14 protein-coding genes and 2 pseudogenes are annotated in these 18,526 nt (G+C 70.6%); 5 read left to right on the top strand and 11 right to left on the bottom strand.

Translation table 11 applies throughout. The features are described 5' to 3' along the window. Window positions 1-16: 16 nt before the first annotated feature. The 3 genes from Van01_RS11335 to Van01_RS11325 form a co-directional block, all read right to left on the bottom strand. Complete coding sequence (locus tag Van01_RS11335; protein ID WP_204005508.1) at window positions 17-2,002, bottom strand: TIGR03960 family B12-binding radical SAM protein; 1,986 nt, start codon at window positions 2,000-2,002, stop codon at window positions 17-19. Between the two features lie 60 nt (window positions 2,003-2,062). Next, a complete protein-coding gene (locus tag Van01_RS11330; protein ID WP_204005506.1) occupies window positions 2,063-2,350 on the bottom strand; it encodes a hypothetical protein in 288 nt (95 codons plus the stop codon). A 97-nt stretch (window positions 2,351-2,447) separates the two neighbouring features. Beyond that, window positions 2,448-2,735 carry a TMEM175 family protein gene (locus tag Van01_RS11325; RefSeq protein ID WP_204005504.1) on the bottom strand — a complete coding sequence of 96 codons (288 nt, stop codon included), beginning with the start codon at window positions 2,733-2,735 and terminating at the stop codon, window positions 2,448-2,450. Window positions 2,736-2,883: 148 nt separating this feature from the next. Here Van01_RS11325 and Van01_RS32975 point away from each other — a divergent pair, with 148 nt between their 5' ends. Further along, window positions 2,884-4,284: a hypothetical protein gene (locus tag Van01_RS32975; protein ID WP_239099002.1), complete on the top strand. Its 1,401-nt coding sequence runs from the start codon at window positions 2,884-2,886 to the stop codon at window positions 4,282-4,284. Between the two features lie 55 nt (window positions 4,285-4,339). Here Van01_RS32975 and Van01_RS11315 read toward each other — a convergent pair whose 3' ends face one another. Together Van01_RS11315 and ileS are read right to left on the bottom strand one after the other, a co-directional pair. Next, the gene (locus tag Van01_RS11315; protein WP_204005502.1) at window positions 4,340-5,038 is read right to left on the bottom strand and encodes a lysophospholipid acyltransferase family protein; all 699 of its coding nucleotides are present in this window, start codon (window positions 5,036-5,038) and stop codon (window positions 4,340-4,342) included. Between the two features lie 151 nt (window positions 5,039-5,189). Then, entirely contained in the window at window positions 5,190-8,336 is a 3,147-nt protein-coding gene (gene ileS / locus Van01_RS11310) for an isoleucine--tRNA ligase (protein WP_204006126.1), read from the bottom strand. A 457-nt stretch (window positions 8,337-8,793) separates the two neighbouring features. Between ileS and Van01_RS11305 the strand changes: the two genes are divergently transcribed. Beyond that, window positions 8,794-9,234 carry a carboxymuconolactone decarboxylase family protein gene (locus tag Van01_RS11305; RefSeq protein ID WP_204005499.1) on the top strand — a complete coding sequence of 147 codons (441 nt, stop codon included), beginning with the start codon at window positions 8,794-8,796 and terminating at the stop codon, window positions 9,232-9,234. Continuing rightward, a complete protein-coding gene (gene sigJ / locus Van01_RS11300) occupies window positions 9,183-10,109 on the top strand; it encodes an RNA polymerase sigma factor SigJ (RefSeq protein ID WP_239099001.1) in 927 nt (308 codons plus the stop codon). The genes Van01_RS11305 and sigJ overlap by 52 nt, the downstream gene beginning before the upstream one ends. Window positions 10,110-10,125: 16 nt before the next feature. On the opposite strand, the gene ndk is transcribed toward sigJ, so the two are convergent. Next, window positions 10,126-10,551, bottom strand: coding sequence for a nucleoside-diphosphate kinase (gene ndk, locus Van01_RS11295; protein WP_204005497.1), 426 nt, complete (start codon window positions 10,549-10,551; stop codon window positions 10,126-10,128). 141 nt (window positions 10,552-10,692) lie between these two features. Between ndk and Van01_RS11290 the strand changes: the two genes are divergently transcribed. Continuing rightward, window positions 10,693-12,165 carry a VOC family protein gene (locus Van01_RS11290; protein ID WP_204005495.1) on the top strand — a complete coding sequence of 491 codons (1,473 nt, stop codon included), beginning with the start codon at window positions 10,693-10,695 and terminating at the stop codon, window positions 12,163-12,165. A gap of 47 nt (window positions 12,166-12,212) precedes the next feature. Here the strand turns inward: Van01_RS11290 and Van01_RS11285 are convergent, their stop codons facing one another. The 3 genes from Van01_RS11285 to Van01_RS11275 all read right to left on the bottom strand — a co-directional run bounded on the left by Van01_RS11285 (window position 12,213) and on the right by Van01_RS11275 (window position 16,650). Continuing rightward, window positions 12,213-12,578 carry a DUF4233 domain-containing protein gene (locus Van01_RS11285; RefSeq protein WP_204005488.1) on the bottom strand — a complete coding sequence of 122 codons (366 nt, stop codon included), beginning with the start codon at window positions 12,576-12,578 and terminating at the stop codon, window positions 12,213-12,215. Further along, window positions 12,575-13,846: a bifunctional folylpolyglutamate synthase/dihydrofolate synthase gene (locus Van01_RS11280; RefSeq protein ID WP_239099023.1), complete on the bottom strand. Its 1,272-nt coding sequence runs from the start codon at window positions 13,844-13,846 to the stop codon at window positions 12,575-12,577. Before Van01_RS11280 ends, Van01_RS11285 begins: the two co-directional genes overlap by 4 nt. A gap of 185 nt (window positions 13,847-14,031) precedes the next feature. Next, entirely contained in the window at window positions 14,032-16,650 is a 2,619-nt protein-coding gene (locus tag Van01_RS11275) for a valine--tRNA ligase (RefSeq protein WP_204005482.1), read from the bottom strand. Window positions 16,651-16,719: 69 nt separating this feature from the next. Between Van01_RS11275 and Van01_RS11270 the strand changes: the two are divergent. Beyond that, window positions 16,720-17,404, top strand: a pseudogene (locus tag Van01_RS11270) (hypothetical protein). Between the two features lie 27 nt (window positions 17,405-17,431). Here Van01_RS11270 and Van01_RS32970 read toward each other — a convergent pair. Beyond that, complete coding sequence (locus Van01_RS32970; RefSeq protein WP_239099000.1) at window positions 17,432-17,677, bottom strand: hypothetical protein; 246 nt, start codon at window positions 17,675-17,677, stop codon at window positions 17,432-17,434. 88 nt (window positions 17,678-17,765) lie between these two features. Then, a pseudogene (locus Van01_RS11265) lies at window positions 17,766-18,425 on the bottom strand (MFS transporter); the annotation flags it as partial. Between the last annotated feature and the right edge of the window lie 101 nt (window positions 18,426-18,526).

Genomic DNA, 18,526 nt, shown 5'->3' with positions numbered 1-18,526 from the left:
CGCCGGTGGCGCCGGGTTACTGCTGGGCGCCGGTGGACAGCTTCAGACCGTTGACCGGAGTCAACGGGAGCAGCTTCCGACCGGTCGGGCCGATCTGGATCTCGGTGTCCATCGCCGGGCAGACGCCACAGTCGAAGCAGGGCGTCCACCGGCAGTCGTCCTGCTCATACTCGCTGAGCGCGTCCTGCCAGTCCTGCCAGAGCCAGTCCTTGTCCAGGCCCGAGTCCAGGTGGTCCCAGGGCAGGACCTCCAGCTCGTCGCGCTCCCGGGTGGTGTACCAGTCCAGGTCGACCCCGAAAGCGGGCAGCACCTCGGCGGCCGCGTCCACCCAGCGCTGGTACGAGAAGTGCTCGCTCCAGCCGTCGAACCGCCCGCCGTTCTCCCAGACCCGCCGGATCACCGCGCCGACCCGACGGTCACCGCGGGACAACAGGCCCTCGATCAGCGAGGGCTCACCGTCGTGGTAGCGGTAACCGATCGCCCGGCCCAGCGACCGGTCGGCGTTGATGGCCTGCTTGAGCAGCTTGAGGCGGTGGTCGATGACCTCCGGCCGTTCCATCGCCGCCCACTGGAACGGGGTGTGCGGCTTGGGCACGAAACCGCCGATCGAGACGGTGCACCGGATGTCCTTGGAACCGGTGGCGGCCCGACCGGCCCGGATGACCTCGTGCGCCATCTCGGCGATCTCCAGCACGTCCGCGTCGGTCTCGGTCGGCAGGCCACACATGAAGTAGAGCTTCACCTGCCGCCAACCGTTCGTGTACGCGGTGACCACGGTACGGATCAGGTCGTCCTTGGAGACCATCTTGTTGATCACCTTGCGGATCCGCTCCGACCCGCCCTCCGGGGCGAAGGTCAGACCGGTCCGGCGGCCGTTGCGGGACAACTCCTGGGCCAGGTCGATGTTGAAGGCGTCGACCCGGGTGGACGGCAACGAGAGCGAGACGTTCGTACCCTGGTACTGCTCGGCCAGGCCGGAGCACATGTCACCGATCTCGGAGTGGTCCGCCGACGACAGCGACAACAGCCCCACCTCGTGGAAGCCGGAGAACTCCAGCCCCTGCTGCACCATCTGTCCCACTGTGGTGATGGAACGCTCACGGACCGGCCGGGTGATCATGCCGGCCTGGCAGAACCGACAACCGCGCGTACAGCCCCGGAAGATCTCCACCGCGTACCGCTCGTGCACCGTCTCGGCCAGCGGCACGAGCGGCTTCTTCGGGTACGGCCAGGCGTCCAGGTCCATGGTCGTGCGCTTGTGCACCCGGAACGGCACGTCCGCCCGGTTCGGCACGACCCGCTGGATCCGGCCGTCCGGCAGGTAGTCCACGTCGTAGAAGCGCGGCACGTAGACGCTCTCCGTACGCGCCAGCCGCAGCAGCAGCTCGTCCCGTCCGCCCGGGCAGCCCTCGGCCTTCCACTCCCGGACGATCCCGGTGATCTCCAGGACCGCCTCCTCGCCGTCACCGAGCACGGCGGCGTCGACGAAGTCGGCGATGGGCTCCGGGTTGAACGCCGCGTGCCCGCCAGCCACGATCACCGGGTCGGCGTCGGTACGGTCCGCCGCGAGCAGCGGGATGCCGGCCAGGTCGATCGCGGCGAGCAGGTTGGTGTAGCCCAGCTCGGTGGCGAACGACACGCCGAAGACGTCGAAGTCACGGACCGGGCGGTGGGCGTCGACGGTGAACTGCGGCACCCCGTGAGCGCGCATCAGCTTCTCCAGGTCCGGCCAGACCGCGTACGTCCGCTCGGCCAGGGTGTCCGGCAGCTCGTTGAGCACCTCGTAGAGGATCTGCACGCCCTGGTTGGGCAGCCCCACCTCGTACGCGTCCGGGTACATCAACGCCCACCGTACGGTCGCCGTGTCCCACTCCTTGACCACCGCGCCCAGCTCTCCACCGACGTACTGGATGGGCTTGGTCACCTGGGGCAGCAGCGGCTCCAGGCGGGGCCACACGGAGTTGGCCGCGACGGGACGTGGAGTGGTGGACGGGACGCTCATGATGCCCAAGGGTACGCGGTGCTCCGCCGCCAGCCGCGCCGACGGGGCGAGCGCAACCGGTCAGGCTGGCGTGCGCCGCCGCGACCGCCCACGCCGCATGCCCTCGGTGGTCACCGCATGGAAGAAGATCATGACGCCGATGCCGACCAGCCCGATGAGCGGACTGACGAGCCAGCCCAGCGCCGCACTCAGGAGATAGAGCACCATGCCAACCACCGACCTGATCCGCTGGTGGGACACGAACGCCCAGTCGATCCCATCCCCGAGCAACATCGGGTGCCGACGGAGATAGGCGAAGAAGGCGAGCCAGGGTGCGGACATCGCCGCCGCGGTCAGGGCGTAGAGCACCACGGCGACCCGGCGGTCGCGGGTCGGTGCCGGGATGCGCGAAGGCGTCCGCGAGCACCGAGGTCGGGAACGGGATGATCACCACACCGAGCAGCAGTCACAGATTGATCCAGTTGAGGCCGACAGTGGTTCCGCAGACAAGGCGTAGCAGAGTGCGGTGATTGAGCCAGAGCACGCCGACGTAACCGAAGGAGAGCAGGAAGGCGAGGTACGCCGGAGCCTGCTCGATCAGGGCGTGGAGCAGTTCTCCCGGCGCATGGTCGGGAACCTGGAGTTCGATCACCAACAGGGTGATCACGATGGCGAAGACCCCGTCGCTGAATCCGGTCATCCGGCCGGTCTCACTGATCGGCGGCATACCTGACGCCGTCTCTGGCTCGGACATAGGCCGAGACTAAGGGTGCCCATCCGGCCACCGCCGGTGAACGACGCGCGTCAGCGGACCAGCTTGCCTCGGCGCTCCCCTCATCCCGGGTCGGTGCCGGTGGCACACCGGTACTAACCTCGGACCGGCGCGAGAGGAGATTGCCGCGATGCCGGAGCCGCAGCCGGGAGCCGACCGGCCGGTCGACGGGAGCCGTCCTGATGAACACCGGGACGGGGAGCCGGCGGTCACCCACGAACTGCCCACCGACCCCGCAGCCGTCGACGACCAGTCGGCCAGCTCGGACGAGACCAAGCAGGCCGACACCCAGCCTGCCGACGTGGCACCCACCGAGGCGGGTTCGCCCGCCGACGTGGCGACACCCACCCGGGTCGACAGGCCCGCCGACGCCGACCCGGACGACGGGCAGCCCTCCGTCCCGCCGGAACCGCCTGTCGGCCCGCAGGGCACCCGCGTGCTGTCCGAGGCCGCGCCGGAGGCGGTCACCCCGCGCTGGAGCGGCTCGGCACCGGTACCGCCGGCAGCACCGCGCCGACGTGGCTGGGGCGAGTCGGCCGAACCCACCCCGCCGCCGGCACCCCCGGTGTCGCCGGTGCCGCAGCCGGAGCACCAGACGCCTGTCGATCCGTGGGCCGGCGTCGACACGAGCGGCTGGGATCTTCCCTCGACCGATTTTCCCGCCCTGCCGCCGACGCTGTCCTACCCGAGCCCACCACCGACCCGGCCGTACTCCGGCCCCCCGGCACCGGTCTCGCCGGTTCCGCAGCCCCCGCCCGCGCCGCGACACCAGCCCCCGCCCGCGCCGCAGCACCAGCTCCCACCCGGGGTCGGGCCGCAGCAGCAGCCACAACAGCCAGGGCCCTACCCACCCCTTCCGGCCGGCCCACCGGCGTCACCGCCGCCGCGTGGTCGGCGGGGCAGGAAGAAGGCCAAGGCCGGACCGGCCGCGCCCGCACCGGGTTGGCCGCCAGCCCAGGGCCACCTCCCGAAGCCGCCCCGCAAGCGTCGCCGTTGGCCGTGGTTGCTGCTGCTGACCCTGGCCTGCTGCTGTGGCTGCCCCGCCTACTACGGCGTCCCGATGGCCAGCCAGTACCCGGCGAACGCCACGGTGCCCCAGCAGGTGGCCGACCTCAGGCTGCGCGAGGACCCTCGGAGCACCCGCGACGCCCGGCAGTTGGAGACCCAGATGCGCGAGGCGCACTGGCTGGCCGACGGCACCTTCGCCGGGATCTACCACACGAGCAACGGCAAGCGGGTGACCGTCTTCGGCGGCACCGGCTTCCGGTTCACCCCGTCGGCGGACGCCGACGCCGAGATCGAGCGCCTCAAAGACCAGTACGCACTCGGCGACGCGCAGGTGATGGAGACCGGTGTCCGGGGTCGCCACGAGCGTTGCGCCGTGGGTCGTACCGACGGTGTCGGCGCGGTGGTGTGCACCTCAGTCGACCACGGCAGCATCACCACAGGTGTCTTCACCGGGCTCTCCGTGGACGACAGCTCCCGGTTGCTGGGCACCCTACGGGACCAGATCGTCACCACCGAGGGTTGATCGGGGCCGCCGGGCCGCCCGTCAACAGACATGACGCGGCCCGGCCACCGTCGGCTCAGCCGGCGTCGGTCTCTCCGGTGACCGGCGGATGGGCCCGCGGTGGGGCGTAGCGCGGCACGTACTCCTGGCCGGTGAGCTTCTGGATCTCACCCATCATCTCGTCGGTCATCTGCCGCAGCGACAGCCGGTCGTCCGGCCGGCCGGTGTAATCAAGCGGCTTGCCGAACTTGACGGTGATCTTTCCGGTGAAGGGGCGCGGCACCCGCGCACCGATCGGCTGCACCTTCTCGGTGCCGATCATGCCCACCGGGATGATCGGAACGCCTGCCGCGATGGCCAGCCGGACCGCCCCGGTGCGCCCCCGGTACAGCCGCCCGTCCGGCGAGCGGGTGCCCTCCGGATAGACGACCACCAGGTCACCGCCCTTGAGTGCCGGGATCGCGGCGTCGAACGCGGCAAGCGCGGCGCGGCCACCGGCCCGCTCCACCGGGATCGCGCCGAGACCGGTGAGCACGAACTTGGAGAAGCGCCCCTTGACGCCGGTGCCCGTGAAGTACTCGGACTTGGCCCAGAACGCCAGGTGCCGGGGCACCACGGTGCCGAGGAACAGTTCGTCGGCCACCGACAGGTGGTTACCGGCGAAGATCGCTCCGCCCCGGTCCGGGATGTGCTCCAGCCCCTCCACTGTCGGACGGAACGCCAGCCGCATCGCGGGCCCCACGGTGAGCTTGCCGATGGTGTAGAGCAGCGGCACTGGTCCTCCGGCGGATCGAGTGAGGTAAGAGGCGGTGTCACCGTAGCGGACCGCCCCACCACAGCATGCGTGAGGTCGGGCTGGTCCGCTCGCTGGGTACGGGTTACCGGGAAGGGGGCCCCTCCGCTCGGAAAGGGCCCCTCCGGGCAACTCAGACGCGACGAACGACCACGGTGACGGGGATACCCTCGCCGACCTCACCGGCGAAGCCGTCGATCCCCTCGGCGAAGTCGACGCTGTCGGCAAGCACCTCCCGGGCCACGAAGTCGCGGTACCCGGCCACCGCCGCCCGGACCTCGTCGGAGCCCGACGCCGTCACCACGATCCGGTCGGACACGTCGAGGTCGGCGTCCCGGCGCGCCTGCTGCACCACCCGGACGAAGTCCCGGGCCAACCCCTCCGCGGCGAGTTCGGCGGTGACCTCGGTGTCCAGCACCACCACCCCCTCGCCACCGGGCAGCGGAGCCGAGTGCTCGGCGTCGGCGGCGACCAGGCGCAGCTCGAACTCGCCCTCGGCGAGGGTGACTCCGGCGGCCACCGGAGCGCCGTCGACAAGCTCCCACTCCCCCGACTTGACCGCCTTGATCACCTGCTGCACCTGCTTGCCGACCCGGGGGCCGAGCGCCCGCGGCACCACTGTCAACACCTGCTGGCAGTACGCCGACACCTGGTCGGTGAAGACGACCTCCTTGACGTTCACCTCGTCGGCAACCAGGTCGGCGAAGGGCCGCAACTGCCCGGCCGCCGGGCTGGCCACGGTCAGCTTCGCCAGCGGCAGCCGCACCCGCAGCCCCTTGGCCTTACGCAGCGACAGCGTCGCGGAGGCCACCGCACGCACCGCGTCCATCGCGGCCACCAGCTCGTGGTCGGCCGGGAACTCCTCGGCCTGCGGCCAGTCGGTCAGGTGCACCGACCGCTCACCGGTCAGCCCACGCCAGATCTCCTCCGCGGTCAGCGGCGCCAGCGGCGCCACCACCCGACAGAGCGTCTCCAGCACGGTCCACAGCGTGTCGAACGCGTCCGCGTCGCCGGTCCAGAAACGATCCCGGGAACGACGCACGTACCAGTTGGTCAACGCGTCCAGGTAGGACCGGACGGTGGCGCAGGCACCCGAGATGTCGTACGCGTCCATCTGCGCGCCGACCGTCGACACCAGCTCGTTCGTCTTCGCCAGCACGTACCTGTCGAGCAGGTGCGTGCTGTCCACCCGCCGCCGTGCGGTGTGCCCGTCGGCGTTGGCGTAGAGCGAGAAGAAGTACCAGACGTTCCACAGCGGCAGCAGCACCTGCCGGACGGCGTCGCGCACGCTCGACTCGGTGACCGGCATGTCCCCGCCCCGCAGCACCGGCGACGACATCAGCATCCACCGCATCGCGTCCGAACCGTACGAGTCGAAGACGTGGTAGACGTCCGGATAGTTGCGCAGGCTCTTGGACATCTTGCGCCCGTCGGAGCCGAGCAGGATGCCGTGGCTGAGGCAGTTGCGGAACGCCGGCCTGTCGAACAGCGCGGTGGCCAGCACGTGCATGGTGTAGAACCAGCCCCGGGTCTGGCCGATGTACTCGACGATGAAGTCACCCGGGTAGTGGTGCTCGAACCAGTCGGCGTTCTCGAACGGGTAGTGCACCTGGGCGAACGGCATCGAGCCGGACTCGAACCAGCAGTCCAGCACCTCGGACACCCGACGCATCATCGACCTGCCGGTCGGATCGTCCGGGTTGGGCCGGACCAGCTCGTCCACCGCCGGCCGGTGCAGGTCGGTCAGGCGTACGCCGAAGTCGCGTTCGATCTCCGCCAGCGACCCGTACACGTCGACCCTCGGGTAGTTGGGGTCGTCGGACTTCCACACCGGGATCGGCGAACCCCAGAACCGGTTGCGGCTGATCGACCAGTCCCGGGCGTTGGCCAGCCACTTGCCGAACGAGCCGTCCTTGATGTGGCCCGGCGTCCAGTTGATCTGCTGGTTCAGCTCGACCATCCGGTCCTTGAACGTCGTCACCGCGACGAACCACGACGACACCGCCTTGTAGACAAGCGGGGTGTCGCAGCGCCAGCAGTGCGGGTACGAGTGGGTGTAGGTGTCCTGCTTGAGCACCACCCCCCGCTCCTTGAGCTGACGGATCACCGGCTTGTTGACGTCGAAGACCTGCTCGCCCTCGAAGGGCGGCACCAGCGCGGTAAACCGGGTGTGGTCGTCGACCGTGACGATCGTCGGGATACCGGCCGCGTTGCAGACGTTCTGGTCGTCCTCACCGAAGGCGGGCGCCAGGTGCACGATCCCGGTGCCGTCCTCGGTGGTCACGAACTCCGCACCGAGCACCTGGTAGGCGTTCGGCCCGGCCTGCTCGACCAGGAAGTCGAAGAGCGGCGTGTACCGCCGCCCCACCAGGTCCGCGCCCCGCACCGTGCCGACCTGCTGGTACCCCTCGAGTTCCTTGGCGTACGCCCCGAGCCGGGCGGCACCGACGAGGTGGCGGTCGCCGTCGCGTTCCAGCACCGCGTACTCGATGTCCGGGCCGACGGCGAGCGCCAGGTTCGACGGCAGGGTCCACGGCGTGGTGGTCCAGACACCCAGCCGCACCGGCCCTCGGACCAGCTCCGACGCGGACTCGTCCGGCGTCAGCTCGAACCACACGGTCAACGTCGGGTCGTGCCGGTCGCGGTAGACGTCGTCCATCCGCGTCTCGGTGTTCGACAGCGGCGTCTCGCACCGCCAGCAGTACGCCAGCACCCGGAAGCCCTCGTAGACCAGACCCTTGTCGTGCAGGGTCTTGAAGGCCCACATGACGCTTTCCATGTAGTCCAGGTCGAGGGTCTTGTAGTCGTTGGCGAAGTCGACCCAGCGCGCCTGCCGGGTGACGTAGCGTTCCCAGTCCTGGGTGAACTCCAGCACCGAGGCACGGCACGCCTCGTTGAACCGGGCCACCCCCAGGTCGAGGATCTCCGCCTTGCTGGTGATGCCGAGCTGCTTCTCGGCGACCACCTCGGCGGGCAGGCCGTGGCAGTCCCAGCCGAAGCGCCGCTCCACCCGCCGACCACGCATGGTCTGGTAGCGCGGCACCACGTCCTTGACGTATCCGGTGAACAGGTGCCCGTAGTGGGGCAGGCCGTTGGCGAACGGCGGGCCGTCGTAGAAGACGTACTCGTTCTTCCCCTGGTCGCCGGCCGCGCGGGCGTCCACGGACGCCTCGAAGGTCCTGTCGGCCGTCCAGTGCTCCAGCACCCCGCGCTCGACCGCGGGCAGGTCCGGGCTCGCCGGTACGCCGCCGGCGGTCGGGTCATGCAACGGATAGACCATCGCCTGTCGCTCCTCGCTGACGCTCACTGTCGTGGGTCTGCGAGGACGAAGCCCTTTACCGGTACGCCGTGACAGGCGTCCCGGGGCCCGCGGTACCACCCCGCTTGACGGTCAGGATCAACCGCCCGCTCGTTGCCGGCTGTGACGGGCCGCCCCGTCCGGTTCTACTGAGCCGGTCACCCGGCCGTTCTTCCGGAAGCTCCCCGGTGATGGCCGGATCATCGCCCACCCATGATACCCACCCCGCCTCCCACCCCTCCCCCCCAATAACCCCCACCCCAACTCCCGCCGATCATGAAGTTGTTTGTCACCCAGTCGCGGCTACAACTTCATGATCGTCCGAGGTGCGGCGGTGCGTTGCGGACGGTGCATGAGCGGGGTCACATGGCCGGGTGGTCACGCGGGGGGTCCGGCGATCCGTCTAGGTGGTGTCGGACCGAACTATCGGGAGGTTGTCATGCAACGGATCAACGTGGCCGAGGTGGCGCCGGAGGCCTTCGGGGCCGTGCTGGGTCTGGAAAAGTACGTCCGGGCCAACGTCGACCACACCGTGCTGGAACTGGTGAAACTTCGCGCATCGATGTTGAACGGCTGCACGTACTGCGTCGACATGCACAGCCGGGAAGCCCTCGGCGCCGGCGAGTCGAGCCGGCGACTGTTCGCGGTGGCCGCCTGGCGGGAGGCGCCCTTCTTCGACGAGCGGGAACGCGCCGCGCTCGCGTTGACCGACGCGGTCACCAAGCTGGGTGAGCACGGGGTGCCCGACGACGTCTGGGACGCCGCGTCGAAGGTGTGGTCGGAGAAGGCCCTCGCCGACCTGGTTCTGGCAATTGCCACAATCAACGTGTGGAACCGGATCGCGGTGACCTTCCGCACCGAGTTGCCGACGGACGTGTGAGCCCGGTCGACGCGGCGGAGGCGGCCGGTGCGCTCGACGCGCACCGGCCGATGCTGCTCGGGCTGGCCTACCGTCTGCTGGGTAGCCGACACGACGCCGAAGATGTCCTCCAGGAGGCGTACCTGCGCTGGTTACGGGTCGACCGCGCGGAGGTGAGCGAGCCGCGTCGCTACCTGTCCCGGGTGGTGACCCACCTGTCGATGGACCGACTGCGGGCCCGGCAGGCCACCCGCGAGACGTACGTCGGGTCGTGGCTACCGGAGCCGGTGCCGACCGCGCCGTCACCGTTCGGGCCGTTGGAGCGGGCCGAACTGCGCGACTCCCTCTCCACCGCGCTGCTGCACCTGCTGGAACGGCTCACCCCGCCGGAGCGCGCCGTCTACGTGCTGCACACCGCCTTCGAGCTGCCCTACGCCGAGATCGCCGAGTTGCTGGACCGCTCCGCCGAGGACTGCCGCCAGTTGCACCACCGGGCCAGCGTCCGGATCGGGCGCGACAAGCGCCGCTTCACCGCCGACCGCGCCGAGCAGGAGCGGCTGCTGGAGGCGTTCATCGCCGCCGCCACCGAGGGCGACCTGGCCACGCTCACCGACCTGGTCGCCGCGGACGCGACCGCGTGGAGCGACGGCGGGGGCCGGGTGCGCGCTGCCCGCAACCCGATCACCGGCGCAGACCGGGTCGTTCGGTTCCTGCTTGGCGTCCGGGAGAAGGGCTGGCTGCTCACCGTGCGGCGGACGGAACTCAACGGCCAGCCGGCCGCCGTGATCACCACAGCGGCCGGTGACGCGTACGCGGTGACGCTCGGCACGGCCGCCGGTCGGATCACCGACATCTTCCTGGTGGCCAACCCGGACAAGCTGCCCTGGGCGAACTGAGTCGAGCGGGCCGGGCTCAGCCCAGCTCGGGGAACCAGAGCGCCAGCTCGCGCTTGGCGCTGTCAGCCGAGTCGGAGGCGTGCACCAGGTTCTCCCGGTTGGACAGGGAGAGGTCGCCCCGGATGGTGCCGGCGGCGGCCTTACGCCCGTCGGTGGCACCGATCAGCCCACGCACCACCTCGATGACCGCGTCGCCGGAGAGCACGAGCGCGACAAGCGGACCAGCTGTCATGAACGCCTTCAGCGGCGGATAGAACGGCTTGTCGACGTGCTCGGCGTAGTGCTCGTCGGCCAGCGCGGCGTCCATCGTCCGGGACACCATCGCGTCGATGCGCAGCCCCTTGCGCTCGAACCGGGAGATGATCTCGCCCACCAGCCCTCGGCGGACCGCGTCGGGCTTGATCAGGACGAGCGTACGCTCGTCCGGGCTGCTGCTGGACACGCTGGGTTCCTCCTCAGAGCGGAAGCCGGTCGGGCTGGGTACGGTCAGCCTAGCGACCCGGTCCCGGCGCCGGCGCGGTGGCCGGCCTTCCCCCGGCCCCCGATCCGGCCTAGCCTGGCCCTGACCCCCGGGAGGTCCACTGTGGCGAATGGTGGCGGCAACCGACCCATCGCACCGGTACGCAAGTTGATCGCTGCGGTGCTGGGCACCGTGGCCACCTTCGTGGTCCTCTTCGGCCTGGGCATGACCAGCTGGGCCATTGTCGCGCTCGGTGCCGCCCTGCTCGCCCTGGCGATCGCGCTGGCCACCGTGCGGGGCGGCGGCCGCACCTGGGTGGTCGGCGCCGGCCACGTGCACAGCGCGTCCGAACCCCCGACCCAGTACGCCTTCGGTCGCTGCGAACTTCAACTGGTGATCGACGCTCCCGGGTTGCCACCCCGCTCGAAGAAGATCATCGAGCCGCGGGTCCCGGTGTCGAAGTGGCCGTCACTGGGGCAGACCCTGCCGATCCGGGTTGCCTTGGACGACCCTCGACACGTACGGGTGCTCTGGGACGAGGTGCTCACGCACACCGAGGCCGGCAGTACCGCCGACCTGCCCCCCGAGTTCGCCACGGTGCCACCGGACGAGGTGCTGATCGGGCAGCAGGCACCACCTTGGGCCGGCCGGGCACCGGAGGACGACTTCCACGACCCTCTGGGCGACCCGTCCGACAGTCCACGCGGCGGTCCGTCGGACAGCCGGCCGCACGACGTCGTGGCCGAGCCCGTGGAGCACCACGAGACGGTGCGGGTACGCCAGCGCCCCGGTGAGCCGGTAGTGCTTGAGGGGACCGTGGTGGAACGCTCCGACGAGCACCAGCTCCCCCGCCGAGCCACACCCGCCCCCCGGATGCCGGCCGAGGAGCGGTTCGCCGAGCAGCAGCCGGCCGAGGAATGGCTCGCCACGGCGGCGACCCCCGCCGGAGACGCACCCGCCGACCTGCCTGCCGACCCGGCAACCACCGGGCGACAGGCGCCGCCGCCTACCGCTCCGACCACGGGGCTGACCGACCCGATGGATCCCCTCGACCCGCTCGACCTGCCGCTCGACGACCCGGAACCGGGCCGTACGACCACCGCCGACCGCGCGACGACGAGCGGCGAACCAGCTACCACCGCCCGGGCGGAGACGGTCGACGCGGGGGAACTGGACGAGGCGATCTTCGGGTTCGATCCGGACGCCGCCGACCCGGCGGCCCCGATCAGCGGGGTGGGCATCACCCTGCTGGTGACCGAGTTGTCCCGTTCCCTGGAGTTCTACCGGGACCGGCTCGGCTTCACCGAGATTGACCGAGGTGCCGCCAACGCCGTGCTCTCCTCCGGGACGACCCGCCTGGTGCTCCGCGAGATGACCGGAGCCCAGCCGATCAGCCGCCGACTGGTCCACGTGAACCTCGACGTGGACGACATCCAGTCGGCGTACGAGCGGCTGCGCGACTCCGGAGTCCGCTTCACCTACCCGCCCCGGGTGGTCAACCGCGGCAGCAAGCTGGAGGTGTGGGCGGCGGCGTTCCGCGACCCCGACGGGCACGGCATCGCGCTCACCCAGTGGCGGGAACTCGCCGAGGCGTGACGAGGCCCCGGGGCAGCCGGTAGCCTGACGCACCTCCGCGGCCGCTCTCAGCCGAGGATGACGCGGCGCACGTGCAGCGCGTACGCCCACACCAGCGCGAACATCACGCCCAGCACGAACAGCGACCAGTGCAGCAGGCCGGCCAACAGCAGCAGTCCCTGCAGCACCGTGCCGGCGTGCCAGGCCCACGGCCGGCGCATCATGCCGGCGAGCACGGTGGCGACCACGGCCAGCGCCACGACCACCGCGATGACCGCACCACCGAGATCACCGTCTACCGCCCGGATCGGCTGGATCGCCAGCAGCAGCACCAGCGCCTCCAGGGCGAGGGCAGCCGCACCGAGGCCACGTACCGCCCGCTGCGGATCGCGCAGCCCGGACCGGCGCGGCTGACCGTCGCCGTCCCCGGTCATCGCTTCAGCAGCCGACGCGCGTCGGCCACGGTCACCACGGACCCGGTGATGAGCACCCCGACGCCGGACAGTTCGCCCGGCACGTCCTCCTCGGCGAGCGCCACCGCCGCCTCGATGGCGTCCGGCATGTCCTCGGCCATTTCGACCCGGTCCGGACCGAACACCTCCGCGGCCAGCGCGGCCAGCTCCTTGGCCGGCAGGGCACGCGGTGAGCTGTTGCGGGTCACCACCAGCTGGTCGACCACCGGCTCCAGCAGTTCCAACATGCTGGCGGCGTCCTTGTCGGCGAGCGTTCCCAGCACCGCGACCAACTTGCTGAACGCGAACTCCTCCTGCAGCGCGGTGACGGTGGCCGCCATGCCCTGCGGATTGTGCGCCCCGTCGAGCAGGATCGTCGGCGCGGTGCGTACCCGCTCCAGCCGTCCCGGGGAGCTGGCGGCGGCGAAGCCTTCCCGCACCGCCTCCACGTCAAGCTGTCGACGGGCACCCGCGCCCAGGAACGCCTCGACGGCGGCCAGCGCCACCGCCGCGTTCTGTGCCTGGTGGGCACCGTGCAGCGGGACGAAGACCTCTTCGTACACCCCGCCCAGCCCCTGCAGGGTGAGCACCTGACCGCCGACCGCGACAGCCCGGCGCAGGACGCCGAACTCCGAGCCCTCCCGGGCGACTGTCGCGCCCACCTCCGCGCAGCGTTGCAGGATCGGCCGGGCGGCCTCCTCCTCCTGGGCGGCGGCGATCACCGTCGCGCCCGGGTGGATGATGCCGGCCTTGGCGACCGCGATGTCCTGGAGCGTGTCACCGAGCCACTCGGTGTGGTCGAGCCCGATCGGGGTCAGCACGCACACCCCCGCCTGGATGACGTTCGTGGCGTCCTCGGCACCACCGAGACCCACCTCGACCACTGCCACGTCGACCGGGGCGTCGGCGAAGGTGGCGAAGGCCAGGGCCGTGGTCATGTCGAAGTAGGTGAGCGGCTCGGCCGAACGGTCGTCGACCAGCTCGGCCAGCGGCTTCACCTCCTGGTAGACGGCGGTGAACCGGGCCTCGTCCACCGGCTCGCCGTCGAGGCTGATCCGCTCCCGCACCGTCTCCAGATGCGGGCTGGTGTACCGCCCGGTGTGCAGCCCGAAGGCCCGCAGCAGCGAGTCGATCATCCGGGCCGTGGAGGTCTTGCCGTTGGTCCCGGTCAGATGGATCGACGGGTACGCCCGCTGCGGGCTACCCAGCAGGTCCAGCAGGGACGAGATGCGGTCCAGTTCGAAGACCATCCGGGTGAAGCCGCGCGCGGCCAGCTCGGCCTCCACCTCCGCGAAGGCGGCACGCTCGGCCCGGCTGGTCCGCTCCCGGCGGTCCGCGCCCACCCGATCACCGGTACGGGGACGGTCGGTCAGTTCGCTGAGTTCCGCACCCGTCCGTTCGGCACGGACGTCATCGGTGCGGTCGACAGGGTCGGTCACGAGGAAAGCGCCTCCAGGGCGGCATCGATGCGGGCCAGGTCGGCCTCGGCGACCGCCAGCCGTTCGCGGATCTTGGAAACGACATGGTCGGGGGCCTTACCGACGAACGCCGGGTTGCCCAGCTTCGCCCGGGCCTGCCCCGCCTCCTTCTCCGCCGCCGCGCGGTCCTTGGTCAGCCGGGCGCGCTCGGCTGCGACGTCGATCGAGCCCCGGGTGTCCAACGCGACACTTACCTCGCCCGGCATGGCCAACGTCGCACTGGCTTGGAAGTCGTCGCCGGCCGGGTCCAGCCGCGCCAGCGACCGGATCAACGGTTCGTGCGCTGACACACCGGCAGCGGACAACCCGTCCAACCGGGCCGCGACCCGCTGGGTCGGACGTAGGCCCTGGTCCGAACGGAACCGGCGGACCTCGGTCACCACCCGCTGGAGGGTGGCCACCTCCGTCTCGGCCGCGTCGTCGACAAGCGCCCGGTCAGCCATCGGCCAAGCCGCCGTCAGGACCGTCTCCCCACCGGTCAACGCCGTCCACAGCTCCTCCGTGACGAACGGGATCACCGGGTGCAGCAGTCGCAGCAGCTGGTCCAGCACGTGACCGAGGACCCGACGGCTGACCTCGGCCGGTTCACCGCCGGCGGCCAGCACGGGCTTGCTCAGCTCCACGTACCAGTCGCAGACGTCGTCCCAGGCGAAGTGGTACAGCAGGTCGCAGACCTTGGCGAACTCGTACGCCTCGAACTGCTCGTCGACCTCGGCGGTGACATGGGCCAGCCGGGACAGGATCCACCTGTCGACGGTCGACAACTGACCGGCGTCCGGCATCGGGCCGTCCGTGTGCGCACCGTTGAGCAGCGCGAACCGGGTGGCGTTCCAGAGCTTGTTGCAGAAGTTACGGGAGCCCTGGCACCACTCCTCGCTGACCGGCACGTCGCCACCGGGGTTGGCGCCCCGGGCCAGGGTGAAACGGGTGGCGTCGGCCCCGTACCTGTCGATCCAGTCCAGCGGGTCGACCACGTTGCCGAACGACTTGGACATCTTCTTGCCGTGCTCGTCGCGGACCATCCCGTGCAGGGCGATCACGTCGAACGGCTGTCGGCCGTCCATCGCGTACAGGCCGAACATCATCATCCGGGCGACCCAGAAGAACAGGATGTCGTACCCGGTGACCAGCACACTCGTCGGATAGAACTTCGCCAGGTCCGGGGTCTGCTCCGGCCAGCCGAGCGTGGAGAACGGCCAGAGGCCGCTGGAGAACCAGGTGTCCAGCACGTCCTCGTCCTGGTGCCAGCCCTCGCTGGCAGGCGGTTGCTCGTCGGGCCCGACGCAGACCACCTCGCCGGCCGGGCCGTACCAGACCGGGATCCGGTGGCCCCACCAGAGCTGCCGGGAGATGCACCAGTCGTGCATGTTGTCGACCCAGGCGAAGTAGCGCTTGGCCAGTTCCGCCGGCTCGATGCGCACTCGACCGTCACGCACCGCGTCGCCGGCCGCCTTGGCCAGCGGTGAGGTGTTGACGAACCACTGCAGCGACAGCCGGGGCTCCACGGTGGTGCGGCACCGGGAGCAGTGGCCGACGGCGTGCACGTACGGCCGCTTCTCCGCGACGATGCGTCCCTCGGCCCGCAGCGCGGCCACGATCGCCGGTCGGGCCTCGAACCGGTCCAGCCCCTCGAACGGTCCGTGCGCGGTGATGACCCCCCGCTCGTCCATGATCGTCAGGCTGGGCAGGTCGTGCCGCTGCCCGATCTCGAAGTCGTTCGGGTCGTGCGCCGGGGTCACCTTCACCATGCCGGTGCCGAAGGACGGATCGACGTGGGCGTCGCCCACGATCGGGATCCGCCGCCCGGTCAACGGCAGCTCGACCTCGGTTCCGATCAGGTGGCGGTACCGCTCGTCGTCCGGGTGCACGGCGACTGCCGTGTCGCCGAGCATCGTCTCCGCCCGGGTGGTGGCCACCACCACGTCGTCGCTGTACCGGATCGAGACGAGCTCGCCGTCGTCGTCAGTGTGCTCCACCTCGATGTCGGACAGCGCGGTGAGACAGCGCGGACACCAGTTGATGATCCGGTTTGCCCGGTAGATCAGGCCGTCGTCGTACAGCTTCTTGAACATGGTCTGCACGGCGCGGGACAGGCCCTCGTCCATGGTGAAGCGCTCGCGGTCCCAGTCGACCGAATCGCCGAGCCGGCGCATCTGGCCGAGGATCGCTCCGCCGGACTCCGCCTTCCACTGCCACACCCGCTCGACGAACTTCTCCCGGCCCAGGTCGTGACGGGAGAGCCCCTGCGCGGCGAGCTGCCGCTCGACCACGTTCTGGGTGGCGATGCCGGCGTGGTCCATGCCCGGCAGCCAGAGCGCCTCGAAGCCCTGCATCCGCTTCCGCCGCACCAGCGCGTCCTGCACCGTGTGGTCGAGCGCGTGGCCCATGTGCAGCGAGCCGGTGACGTTCGGCGGCGGGATGACGATGGTGAAGGGCTGCCGCTCGCTGTCCGTGGCGGCCCGGAATCGACCGTCGGCTACCCACTGCTCGTACCGTCGCTGCTCTACCTCACCCGGCTGATACTGGCCGGCGAGGGTCGGGGCGTCGGGGCGTCGGGCATCCAGTCTCTCGGTCACCCTGAAAGTCTACGGAGCGCTTCGACGGACCCGACGTGCGCCACCTGTCGTTCGCGTACGGTGTCGGCTATGTCCGACGCACATCTCAGTGCCCGCCAGCTCGCCGAGGGCGCTCCGCCGGTCGAACTGACCGATGAGCCGATCGAGCTGGGCGATCGCGAGCCGACCGACGGCACCGAACAGCGTGACGTGCGGTCCCGGCGGCGACGCCTGGCCGTGGTGCTGCTCGCGGTCGTCGCACTGGTGGGGGTCGGCGCACTCGGCACCTGGGGCTGGCGGATCGTGCAGCAGAAGGACGCCCGGATCACCACACCCGACCAGATCGCCGGACTTCGTCTGGACACCAGCGACCGGGGCGGCCAGCACGGCCGACTACCTGCGTAGTGGCCTCGCTGCCGACATCCAGCTCGACACCAGCTTCGGCGCCGTCTACCAGGACCCGGCCGACGCCCGACAATCGGTACTGATCTTCGGTGGGACGACCCTGCTCTGGCAGCCCGAGCGGGACCTGGAAAGTCTGTTCGAGCTGATGGCCGACGAGACCGCGGCCGTGACCGGCCTTCGCGGTGTGTCACCAGGTGAGTTGGGTGGCGTGATGAAATGCGGCAGCACCAGCGGCGAGGGTGGCGATTTCGCGGTATGCGGCTGGGCCGACCACGGCAGCGTGGTGCTGGCCATGTTCCCCGCCCGATCGGTCGACGAATCGGCAGGCCTGCTGCGGCAGATCCGGGAGAGCGTACAGACCCGCGACTGACCGCCCCGGCCGCCGGCCCCGGGTCCGTCAACCGGGGCCCGGGTGCCGCACCGGCGTGGTCAATCCCGCCAGGGCCACCAGCACACATCCTCCGCCGGCGAGAACACACACCAGCGGTACGCCGTACGCCTCCGCACCCCAGGTGACGGCGGCGGCGCCGACCGGGCCGAGGGCGTAGTGGGTCGCCCAGAACACCGAGGTGACCCGACCGAGCAGTCGGTTCGGGGTGACCTCCTGGCGCAGCGAGAGCGAGCAGATGGCCGCGACCGCCACCGCGCCGAGGTAGCCCGCCGCCAGGGCTGAACGCCGACAGCAGCAGGGTGAGGGCGCGCAGCACCGGATGCCGCCAGAGGAAACGCGCCCCCTCCAGCAGCTCGTCACGCAGGCCAGCGAACGAGATCGCGGTCCGCGACGGCCCGTCCTGCCGCAAGCGTACGAAGCTGAGTCCGGCGGCCGCCACGGCAAAGCTCGCCGCGTTCACCGCTATTGCTGTCGAGTGGCCGAACCCGGCGACGACCAGTCCGGCCAGCAGTGGTCCGCCGATGCCGGCTACCGCGTAGCTCGCCGAGAGTTTCCCGTTCGCCTCGGTGATCCGCTCGACGTCGACGAGCCCGGGGACCGCCGCCACGTACGCCACCCGGAACACCATGCCGACCGCCGCGCTCGCCGGGAGCACTAGGTAGAGCAGCCACAGTTGGGGTCCCCACAGCCAGGCCACCGGAATGGCAGTGAAGAGTGCGGCTCGGACGAGGTCGACGCCGATCAGCAGTCGTCTGCGGTCTGTCCGGTCGACAAACACGCCAGCGAAGATCGCGGTGACCACCGAGGCCACCCCGGCGATCGCGGTGAGCAGGCCCATCAGAGCCACCGAGCCGGTCAGCTGAAGCACCAGCAGTGGTACCGCCAGGGCGGCGAACCCGTCACCGACCACGGAGAGGAACTGCGCACCCCAGAACACGGTGAAGTTGCGGTTCCGCCACAGCGGGTCGACGGCCGACCGTTCCGCCGCACGTGCCGTCATTCGCGCGATGCTATTGGTTGGCCGCTCCCGGCGGCTTCCCATTTACGGTCCCGGCTACTCGCCGACGTGTGCCACCACGGGCCGCATCGGCGCGGAAAAAT

Source organism: Micromonospora andamanensis (assembly GCF_016863495.1).
GTDB classification, from domain to species: domain Bacteria; phylum Actinomycetota; class Actinomycetes; order Mycobacteriales; family Micromonosporaceae; genus Micromonospora; species Micromonospora andamanensis.
This window is presented reverse-complemented; position numbering and strand designations above follow the sequence as displayed.